Source organism: Tistrella bauzanensis (genome assembly GCF_014636235.1).
Taxonomy (GTDB): Bacteria; Pseudomonadota; Alphaproteobacteria; order Tistrellales; family Tistrellaceae; genus Tistrella; species Tistrella bauzanensis.
This window is the reverse complement of sequence record NZ_BMDZ01000116.1, coordinates 1-9,261: the sequence shown is the minus strand read 5'-3', so window position 1 is coordinate 9,261 and position 9,261 is coordinate 1. Positions and strand designations below refer to the sequence as shown.

The 9,261-nt window shown below is 66.5% G+C and carries 2 protein-coding genes; both read right to left on the bottom strand.

The annotated features are described in order from the left end of the window. Positions 1-3: 3 nt before the first annotated feature. Positions 4-4,950, bottom strand: coding sequence for a beta strand repeat-containing protein (locus tag IEW15_RS24295; protein ID WP_188582945.1), 4,947 nt, complete (start codon positions 4,948-4,950; stop codon positions 4-6). After that, the gene (locus IEW15_RS24290; protein WP_188582942.1) at positions 4,905-9,017 is read right to left on the bottom strand and encodes a beta strand repeat-containing protein; all 4,113 of its coding nucleotides are present in this window, start codon (positions 9,015-9,017) and stop codon (positions 4,905-4,907) included. The genes IEW15_RS24295 and IEW15_RS24290 overlap by 46 nt, the downstream gene beginning before the upstream one ends. Positions 9,018-9,261 lie beyond the last annotated feature (244 nt).

Sequence of the window (9,261 nt, the reverse complement as noted above, 5' to 3'; positions counted from 1 at the left end):
ACCTCACCCGAGGGAATCAGCCCCGCAGCGCGGGGGCAAGCGGACATCGACAGGGTTGGAGCCCATTCTGCAACAGGCTCCTTGGTCCGATGCAATAACCTGATCATCGAAATTACTCCCGATAATCTTTTCGATGCTGGAGAATTGATCGATATCTGTCGTAATATATTCACTTGTCCATGGAATACCATAGCCCGCTGTTCCGGCGATCATGTCGAACACGACACTGTCCGTCGCATCTGCATAACTCAATGTGTCGAACCCATCCCCGCCATCGATGATGTCCGCCCCATCGCTGCGGAGGATGGTATCGTCACCAGCACCACCTTCGATGAGGTTGATGCCGTCACTGCCGGTGACTGTGTCATCAAACGCCGACCCGGTGACATTCTCGATCGAGGCCAGCGTATCGCTCCCCTCACCGCTGGCCGTGCCGGCGCCGAGGTTCACGGTGACCGCCGCCGCCGCCGCGGCATAGCTGACCGTATCCGTGCCGTCGCCGCCATCGAGGGTGTCGTCGCCCTGGCCGCCGGCGAGCAGGTCGTCGCCATCAAGGCCGCGCATGGTGTTGGCGCCAGCCGTGCCGGAGAGGGTGTCGTCGAAGGCCGAACCCGTCACATTCTCGATCGAGATCAGGGTATCGCCATCCGATGCCGTCCCCAGGTCCAGATCGACCGCGATGGCGCCTGTCGCATCCTCATAGCTGGCGGTGTCGATGCCGGCGCCGCCATCGAGCGTGTCGGCGCCGCCGCGGCCTTTGAGGATGTCGTTGCCAGCCATGCCGCTGAGGATGTTAACACCGGCATCACCAAAGAAAGTATCGGCTCCGGTGTAGCCTTCGAGGTTCTCGATCGAGATCAGCGTATCGTTCCGATCGTTCTCCCCGGTGGCGAGATCGACGACGACGTCCATCTCCAGGTAGCGTAGCGTGTCATTGCCATCGCCACCGTCGATCAGGTCAGTGCCGCCGGCATCGTGCAGACGGTCATCGCCGTCGCCGCCGAGCATGACGTCGTCGCCGCTGAGACCGGCCAAGTTGTCGTTGCCACCGCGGCCTTCCAGATGGTCATTGCCGGTGTTCATCGACGTGTACAGGAAGTGATCCTGAAGGAAGTCGTCGCCGTCGCCGCCGATCATCCGGTCATCGGCAATGGTGCCAGCGAAGCGCTCGATTGAGGCATAGCTGTCGCCCGCGGCCAGCGCGCCGAGAAAGGTGCCGGTGGAGAGATCAATGTCGACACCCTCGGTGATGCTGGTGTCGGTCATTGAGCCGAAGACGACCGTATCTCTGCCTTCGCCGCCGGCGAAAGTATCGGCACCGATTGCGGCAAAGAAGATGTCATTGCCGTCACCACCGTCGAAACTGGTTCCACCCGCGCTGACAACTGCGTCGTTGTATGCGCCGCCTACAATCCTCTCGACATTGGAGATCGTGTCGATCACCGCGCCGGCGGTGATGCCGTAGGCGTCCCCATGCCCCGCCTGTCCGGTGACGAGGTTGATGTGCATGCCAGCGGTGGCATTCTGGTAGGAGAGGGTATCGAACCCATCCCCGCCATCGATGACGTTCGCGCCATCCGATCCGGTGATGACGTCATCAAACACCGACCCGATGACATTCTCGATCGAGGTCAGCGTGTCGCTCCCCTCGCCGAGGGCGGTGCCCGCGCCAAGGTTCACGGTGACCGCCGCCGCCGCCGCGGCATAGCTGACCGTATCCGTGCCGTCGCCGCCATCAAGGGTGTCGTCGCCCTGGCCGCCGACAAGCAGGTCGTTGCCGGCGCCGCCGATCAGCAGGTTATGGCCGGCATCGCCGGTGATGGTGTCGCCGCCGCTGCCGCCGATCACGCCTTCGATCGAGATCAGCGTGTCACCATGGGTGTTGGTGCCGGTGGCGAGGTCGATGGTCTGGCCGGTCCACTGTTCCTGATAGCTGGCGATGTCGAAACCGTCGCCGCCGTCGAGGGTGTCGGCGCCATGGCCACCGCGAAGCACATCGTCGCCGGTGCCGCCGATCAAGGTATCGGTGCCTTCACCACCGGCGAGCAGGTCGTCGCCATCCCGGCCGTCGAGCGTGTTGGCTCCGCCGTCGCCACTGAGCGTGTCGTTGCCGCTGCCGCCGATCAGATTCTCGATCGAGATCAGGGTATCGCCGTCGGAGTTCACACCGCCGATGTCGATGGTGACGCCTGAGGTGAAGGCTTCATAGCTGACCGTGTCGCTGCCGGTATGGCCGTCGATGACATTGGCGCCGATCGCACTGATGATCATGTCGCCCGACTGGCCGCCGATCACGTTCTCGATGTCGACCAGTTGGTCACCCTGGCTGCTGGTGCCCGCCACGAGGTCGATGATCAGGTTGCCGCCCTGCTCGACATAGCTCGCGGTGTCACTGCCGCTGCCGCCTTCCAGACGATCGGCCCCATTGCCGCCGCGCAGCAGGTCGTCGCCGGTGCCACCGCGCAGGATGTCGTCGCCATCGCCGCCGGCCAGCCGGTCGTCGCCATCGCCGTCTTCGAAGATGTTGGCGATGCTGGTGCCGTTCAGAATGTCGTCACCGCTGCCGCCGATCAGACCTTCGATGGACGAGAACCGATCCTCGTTACCCTCGGTTGCGCCGAGATTGACCGTGATGCCGGTGGTGCGGTCTTCATAGCTGGCGTAGTCGAAGCCATCGCCGCCCACGAGCACGTCGGCGCCCAACCCGCCGATCAGCCGGTCGTTGCCGGCGTTGCCGCTCAGGCGGTTATCGCCGTCATCGCCAATGATCGTGTCGTCATGGCTGCCACCGGTGGCGTTCTCGATCGAGATCAGAACGTCCTGGTCCGAGGTGGTGCCGGCGGCGAGGTCGATCGTCATCCCGGTCTCGGCATCGCTTGCCGAGAATGTGTCGATGCCGTCGCCGCCGTCGATGTGGTCGGCACCGGCGCCGCCATAGAGGGTGTCGTCGCCAAGGCCGCCGCTGAGCTGGTCGCCGCCGGTATAGCCGACCAGGATGTTGGCGTCATCATTGCCGGTCAGAATGTCGTCGAACTGGCTGCCATAGACGTTCTCGATGGTGTCGTAGGTGTCGCCGGCCGCTTCGCCGGTCATACCGGTGCCGAGGGCGAGGTCGACCGTCACGCCGCCTGCGGCATCGCCGTAATAGACCCCGTCGATCCCGTCGCCGCCGGTCATGGCCTCGCTGCCGGCCGAACTCACCAGAATGTCGTTGCCGGCAGCACCATCAATGCTGGCGCCCGCGATCGACAGAATGACGTCGTTATAGGCGCTGCCGATCACCGCTTCGACATTCGAGATCTGATCGATTGGCGCGCCGTCCGTGAAGCCCAGAAAGGTGCCATGCCCCGCCTTGCCGGTGGCGAGATCGATGCGCATCCCGGCGCTGGCGTCTGCATAGGTCACCGTATCGATGCCGGCGCCGCCATCAATGGCATTCGCGCCCTCCGAGCCGGCGATCAGATCATCAAAAGCCGAGCCGGTGACGTTCTCGATCGCGATCAGGGTGTCGGTGCCGTCGCCGCCTGAGGCAGAGCCGGTGCCGAGGTTCACGAAAACCGCTGCGGCTGCCGCAGCATAGCTGACCGTGTCGGTGCCATCGCCGCCATCGAGGGCGTCGTCCCCAAGACCGCCGGCAAGCAGGTCGTCGCCCGCGCCGCCGTCAATCGTGTTTGCCCCGGCATCACCGGTGAGCGCGTCGTTGAAGGCCGAGCCGGTGAGGTTTTCGATCGCGGTCAGCGTGTCGGTGCCATCGGCACCCGTGGCGAGACCGGTGGCGAGGTTCGCGGTCACAGCGCCAGCGGCGGCGGCATAGCTGACGGTGTCGGTGCCGTCGCCGCCGTTAAGGGTGTCGTCGCCAAGGCCGCCCGCGATCAGGTCGTCGCCCGCGCCACCTTCAATGGTATTGGCGCCGGCATCGCCGGTGAGCGTGTCGTCGAAGGCCGAGCCGGTGAGGTTCTCGATCGCCGCCAAGGTGTCTGTGCCGTCGGCACCGGTCGTGAGACCGGTGGCAAGGTCAGCGGAGACGGCGCCAGCGGCGGCGGCATAGCTGACCGTGTCTGTGCCGTCGCCGCCGTCGAGCGTGTCGTCGCCAAGGCCGCCCGCGATCAGGTCGTCACCCGCGCCACCTTCAATGGTATTTGCCTCGGCATCACCGGTGAGCGTGTCGTTGAAGGCCGAGCCGGTGACGTTTTCGATCGCCGCCAGTGTGTCGGTGCCGTCGGCACCCGTGGCGAGACCGGAGGACAGATCGGCGGTCACAGCGCCTGCGGCTGTGGCATAGCTGACGGTGTCGGTGCCGTCACCGCCGTTAAGGGTGTCGTCGCCGAGACCGCCGGCAAGCAGGTCATCACCCGCGCCGCCTTCGATGGTATTTGCCCCGGCATCGCCGGTGAGGGTGTCGTTGAAGGCCGAGCCGGTGAGGTTCTCGATCGCAGTCAGCGTGTCGGTGCCATCGGCGCCGGTGGCGAGACCGGTGGCGAGGTTCGCGGTCACAGCGCCAGTGGCTGTGGCATAGCCGACGGTGTCGGTGCCATCGCCGCCATCGAGCGTGTCGTCTCCAAGGCCGCCGGCAAGCAGATCGTCGCCCGCGCCGGCCGCGATGGTGTTGGCGCCGTTGTCGCCGGTGAGTGTGTCATTGAATGCCGAGCCAGTGACGTTTTCGATCGCGGTCAGCGTGTCGGTGCCGTCGGTGCCGGTGGCGAGACCGGAGGACAGATCGGCGGTGACAGCGCCTGCGGCGGCGGCATAGCTGGCGGTGTCGGTGCCGTCGCCGCCATCGAGCGTGTCGTCGCCGGCGCCGCCGGCCAGCAGGTCGTTGCCGCCAAGGCCGCGGATGACATTGGCGCCGGCCGTGCCGGTGAGGACGTCGTCGAAGGCCGAGCCGGTCAGGTTCTCGATCGAGATCAGGCTGTCGCCATCGGGATTGGCGCCGGTTTCGAGATCGACCACNTCGAGATCAGGCTGTCGCCATCGGGATTGGCGCCGGTTTCGAGATCGACCACGACACCGGCGCCATGGCCGGCATAGCTGACGGTGTCGGTGCCATCACCGCCATCGAGACTGTCGGCACCGGCGCCGCCGTCGAGGGTGTCGTCACCGGCACCACCGCTGACGGTATTGGCCTGGGCGTCGCCGGTGAGGACGTCATCGAACGCCGTGCCGGTCAGGTTCTCGATCGAGATCAGGCTGTCGCCATCGGAATTGGCGCCGGTTTCGAGATCGACCACCACACCGGCGTCATGGCCGGCATAGCTGACGGTGTCGGTGCCATCGCCGCCATCGAGACTGTCGGCACCGGCGCCGCCGTCGAAGGTGTCGTCACCGTCACCGCCGCTGAGGGTGTTGGACTGGGCGTCGCCGGTGAGGGTGTCGTCGAAGGCCGAGCCGGTGGCGTTCTCGATCGCCGTCAGGCTGTCGGTGCCACCTGAGCCGTCGTCGGCGGTGCCGGCCGCGAGGTCGACGGCAACGCCGGCGGCGGCCGTGGCATAGCTGACGGTGTCGATGCCGTCGCCGCCGTCGATGGCGTCGCTGCCAAGGCCACCGGTGAAGCTGTTTGCCCCGGCATCGCCGGTGAGGCTGTCGTCGAAATCGGAGCCGGTCAGGTTCTCGATCGAGATCAGGCTGTCCTGATCGGTGCCGGTGGTCGCCGTGCCGGTCGCGAGACTGGCGGTCACGGCCGCAGCGGCGGCTGCATAGCTGGCGGTGTCGATGCCGTCGCCACCATCGAGGGTGTCGTCTCCAAGCCCACCCGCCAGCAGGTCGTTGCCGCCAAGGCCGCGGATGACATTGGCACCGGTCGAGCCGGTCAGGACGTCGTCGAAGGCCGAGCCGGTCAGGTTCTCGATCGAGATCAGGCTGTCGCCATCGGAATTGGCGCCGGTTTCGAGATCGACCACCACACCGGCGCCATGGCCGGCATAGCTGACGGTATCGGTGCCATCGCCGCCATCGAGACTGTCGGCACCGGCACCGCCATCAAGGATGTCGTCACCGGCACCGCCGCTGAGGGTGTTGGCCTGGGCGTCGCCGGTGAGGGTGTCGTTGCCGCTGCCACCGCTGACGGCTTCGATGCCGGTCAGCGTGTCGCCATCCGAACTGGTGCCGGTGCCGAGATCCACCGTGACCCCGCCGGTGTCGGTGCCATAGTCGGCGATGTCGAAACCTGCACCCCCGTCGATCGTATCGGCGCCCGCGCCACCCGCCAGGGTGTCGTTGCCGTCGCCACCCGCGAGGATGTCGTCACCATCACCGCCGTCGAGCCGGTTGTCGCCGGCATCGCCGGTGAGCGTGTCATCGCCGCTGCCGCCCCGGGCGCCTTCGATCGAGATGAAGACATCGCCATCCGGATTGGCGCCGGTGGCAAGGTTCACCGTCACCGGCCCGGTGCGATCGGCATAATCGGCCAGATCGATCCCGTCGCCGCCATCGAGGGTGTCGAGTCCGAGGCCGCCCTGAAGCAGATCGTCGCCGGCGCCCCCGGTCAGGCGGTTGTTGCCGGCGGTGCCAATCAGCAGGTCGTCATGGGCGCTGCCGGTGAGGTGCTCGATGCCGACCAGCACATCGCCGGTCGCCTCGTCGTCGGACGCGGTGCCGATGCCGCCGGACACCAGGCTGACCGCGACGCCGGCCGCCGCATCGGCATAGCTCGCGGTGTCGGCGCCGGCACCACCCTCCAGCCGGTCGGCGCCGCGGCCGCCGGAGAGGATATCCGAGCCCGCGCCGCCGCGGAGAAGGTCGTCGCCATCGCGTCCTTCCAGGGTGTCGTTGCCGACGCCGCCATCGATGGTGTCGGCGGTGTCGCTGCCGGCGATGATATCGGCATGAGTGGAACCGATGACGGCCTCGATACCGTCATACTGATCGCCGGCCGCGTCGCCCGCAGAGCCGCCGGAGATCAGGTCGACATGCACGCCGCTTGCCGCCGTGGTGTAATCCGCCGTGTCGAAGCCGCTGCCACCGATCAGGGCATCGGCGCCCGCACCACCGACGAGGATGTCATCCCCGTTTCCGCCGGCCAGTTCGTCATCACCCCCAGCGCCGGCGATATAATCGTCCCCGTCGCGCCCTTCGAGACGGTTGTTTCCGGCATCGCCGATCAGGGTGTCTGCGCCCGAACCGCCGATGACGCCCTCGATCCCGGTCAACAGATCGCCATCGGGGTTTTCGCCGTCGAGTTCCACGGTCAGATCGTCGGTGCGGCTTTCGTAGCTGACCATGTCGAAGCCGGCGCCGCCCTCCAGCCGGTCGGCGCCAAGGCCACCGTCGAGCACATCGTCGCCGGCGCCACCGATCAGGATGTCGGCGCCATTGGTGCCGGTCAGCCGGTCATCGCCATCGCCACCTTCCAGACCCTCGATCGAGATCAGCGTGTCGCCATCGGGGCCGGTGCCGCCGAGGGCTGCCTCGAACCCGTCACTGCGGTCGGCATAGCTTGCGATGTCGATGCCGTCACCACCATCGAGCGTGTCGGTGCCCAGGCCACCACGGAGCACGTCGTCGCCAGCGCCGCCTGAGAGCGTGTTGACGCCATCATCGCCGATCAGGATATCAGCGCCGCTGCCGCCGGTCAGGTTCTCGATGCTGGTGAGGGTGTCGCCGTCGCTGGCGGTTCCCTGATCGAGATCGGCGGTGATGCCGGTGGTGGTGTCGGCATAGCTGGCGGTGTCGATGCCATCGCCACCCAAGAGCGTGTCGGCGCCGAGCCCGCCTCGGAGAAGATCGTCGCCGGCACCGCCGGAGAGCGTGTTGGCGCCGTCATCGCCGCCGAGCTCGTCGTTGCCGCTGCCACCGGTCAGGTTCTCGATGCCGTTGAAGATGTCGCCATCGGTGTTGGCGCCGGTGGCGAGATCGGCGACCACCGTCGTGATGCGGTCGCCGTAATCGGCGGTGTCAGCGCCGTCACCACCATTGAGCGTGTCGGCCCCCAGGCCGCCACGGAGCACGTCGTCACCGTCGCCGCCCGAGAGCGTGTTGATGCTGTCATCGCCGATCAGGATATCGGCGCCGCTGCCGCCGGTCAGGTTCTCGATGCTGGTGAGGGTGTCGCCATCGCTGGCGGTGTCGGTGCCATCGCCACCGTCGAGCGTGTCGGCGCCGAGCCCGCCTCGGAGAAGATCGTCGCCGGCACCGCCGGAGAGCGTGTTGGCGCCGTCATCGCCGCCGAGATCGTCGTTGCCGGCGCCACCGGTCAGGTTCTCGATGCCGATGAAGATGTCGCCATCGGTGTTGGCGCCGGTGGCGAGATCGGCGACCATGGCTGTGGTGCGCCCGGCATAGCTGGCGGTGTCGGTGCCATCGCCGCCGTCAAGAGTGTCGGCGCCCAGGCCGCCACGGAGCAGGTCGTCGCCGGCGCCGCCCGACAGCGTGTTGATGCCGTCATCGCCGCCCAGCACGTCGTCATGGGCGGAGCCTTCCAGGTTCTCGATCCCCACCAGCACGTCGCCTTCGGCATCGCCGCCCGCGCCGATCACGGCATTGGTGATCGTGATGGGGGCGCCGCCCGCAAAGCCGGCCCAGGCGCCCGCCACCGTCTGGCGGACGGAGAGATCGATGCTCACGGCCGAAGCCGAGCCGGCATAGGAAGCGGTGTCGGTATCCTCGGCGGGATCGTAGAGGTCCGCGATGTCGGCAGGCAGCGTCAGTTCGCCGCCGGCAATCAGATCCGCGCCGGCTCCGCCGGTGAGGACATCGTTGCCAAGGCCGCCGTCGAGAACATCGGCACCGGTCCCGCCGCCGATCGTGTCATTGCCGTCATCGCCGAGAATGCCGTCGTCGCCCTCGCCACCATCGATGACGTCGTCACCGTCGCCGCCCTCGATCTGATCCGAACCCTCGCCACCATCGATGATGTCGTTGCCGTCGCCGCCCTCGATCTGATCCGAACGGGCACCACCATCGATGACGTCGTTGCCCGGGCGACCACGCAGCGTATCCGCTCCGCCAAGGCCCAGTATGGTGTCGTCGCCGGAGCTGCCATTGATCACATTATTCGCATCGGTGCCGGTATACGTCGCCATGCCGCGGTTCCCTTGCCTGGGCGGTCACATGATGACGCATGGTGATATGTGGCGAGGCTGCCCATCAACCATTGCAAATCGTGACTCTTTTATGAAAGTATCGGGGATTGAGCAATTTGCCTGTGTGTTCAACAAGCTTCGGAATTTATCCTTAAAAATATCCTAACATTACAGTTGCGTATTTCTCCTGATGTGAGCGAGCTTTGCTTGGGCCTGATGGGTGCGTCGCCAGATTGACCAAGCG